Annotated in this window: 1 protein-coding gene; it reads left to right on the forward strand. The window is 66.0% G+C overall.

Features of this window, described 5'->3' with window-relative positions:
- Window positions 1-29: 29 nt before the first annotated feature.
- On the forward strand, window positions 30-480 hold a 451-nt coding region (locus AA75_RS28975), incomplete at its 3' end, for a hypothetical protein (protein WP_199520434.1).

Below are 480 nucleotides of genomic sequence, written 5' to 3' on the forward strand. Positions count from 1 at the left end.
CCTACACCATCAACGCCTCCGGAGACGTGGTGAGCACCACCGTCACCACCCGCAACGAGGACGGCACCGACGAGAGGACCACCAGCACCACCAACACCATCGACCAGGCCGGCCGACGCACCGCCATCACCACCAACGACAGCAACGGCGACGGCGAGCAGCGGGCCGAGCAGGCCTGGAACGCGGCCGGGAACCTCCTCACCGACCGCGACAACAACCGCACCAGCTACAACACCGACAACAAACCCGTCACCATCACCAACAACAACGGCACCACCACCACCAGCTACTGGGCCGACGGCTCCCGCAAAACCCTCACCACCATCGACGCCAACGGCGCCAACGAACAAACCACCACCTTCCACTACACTCCCGCCGGCACCATCGCCAACGACAGCACCAAGGGCCTCACCGCCTCCTACCTCCTCACCCCTTACGGGCGCGAACACCGCGCCCTCACCCACAACGGCGTCCCCGTCA

The sequence above is a fragment of the Kitasatospora sp. MBT63 genome, from assembly GCF_000710465.2.
Lineage (GTDB): Bacteria > Actinomycetota > Actinomycetes > Streptomycetales > Streptomycetaceae > Kitasatospora.